Source organism: Roseateles sp., from assembly GCF_049240545.1.
Lineage (GTDB): Bacteria > Pseudomonadota > Gammaproteobacteria > Burkholderiales > Burkholderiaceae_C > Paucibacter_A.
This window is the reverse complement of sequence record NZ_JBMLSK010000181.1, coordinates 1-1,165: the sequence shown is the minus strand read 5'-3', so window position 1 is coordinate 1,165 and position 1,165 is coordinate 1. Positions and strand designations below refer to the sequence as shown.

The following is a 1,165-nucleotide window of genomic DNA, read 5'->3' as shown; positions in this document are numbered from 1 at the left end:
TGTCAAGTCCCGGAAGATCGTACGGTCGCTTGACGAATAGTTCTGGCCGCCTTGCATACCAGTCCTTTGCAGCCTGGGCTGGCGTTTTGCTACCCAGTGCGGCCTGAGGCAGATGATGGTTGTACAGCCTGACGTAGCGCTCTATCGTGATGTGAAGCTGCTCACCACTTTTGAAGTGATGCGTGGCGAGTATCTCGCTGATGCGGCCGTTGAATCGCTCAACCATACCGTTTGTCTGCGGCCGTCGTGGTCGGGTCAGCCGGTGCTCGATACCCAGCTCGGTACACAACAGATCGAACTCGTGTTCCCCAGATGCCTTGCGCTCACGAGAGGCGAACAGCCGGTCAGTGAACTCCTTGCCGTTGTCCGTGAGGATGCGAGTGATCTTGATCGGGCAAGCCTTGCGCAGCGCTTTGAGGAAGGCAGCGGCCGACGCCGCAGACTTGTTGGGCTTGATTTGTATGAACACCCAGCGGGTTGCGCGATCGATGGCCACAAACAGATAGCTGCGACGGCTCTCGTCAGCCATCTGGGGCAAGTACTTCACGTCGACATGTACGAAGCCAGGCTCATAGTCGCGAAACGGCTTGTAGGCTTTGCGCGGCGAAGCTGGCAGCAGTGCGCGAAGATCCCCAACGCCGTGTCTGCGCAGACAACGGTCCAGTGCCGAGCGAGACAGCTTCGGGCAGATGAACTCGCGCGTGACTGCCAGCAGATCGTCTAAGGGCACTAGGAGCGTGCGACGCAGCTGAACAACCACCAACTCCTGCGCTGGAGTGAGGGTGGTTTGCAGGCGCTGAGGTGTGTGCGGCCGGTCTTCAAAGGTCTGCCGAGCGCGCCACTTGCGTACCGTGGGCTCAGTGATGTTGAAGCGCCTCGCGAGCTCTGCCACCGAATCGGTGCTGGAGGCCAGCTCCGCGCGGACTGCGGGGGTGGTGCGAGCGAGTTTGTGCAAGGAGGTGCGCATGTGCGTCAGCACTTTGGTGAACCGGACGGGCTGTCCACCCATCCCCCCGCCCTTCCCGCCGGCGGGAAGGGAGCCCCAACGACGACTTCAGGGGTGGGTGCGCGACGCGCGGGACGATGGAAAAGCTCTCGTAACACGGTTCTGGCTTGAAAGAGAGGGGTTCGGCTCGGTACTATATGATCATCCGGGACGCAACAC

General features: G+C 60.9%; 1 protein-coding gene. It reads right to left on the bottom strand.

Annotation, left to right across the window (positions count from 1 at the left end; translation table 11 throughout):
- Positions 1-967: IS481 family transposase (locus tag ACOVRJ_RS11925; RefSeq protein WP_422044068.1), on the bottom strand; the 967-nt coding region annotated here is incomplete at its 3' end.
- Positions 968-1,165: the final 198 nt, after the last annotated feature.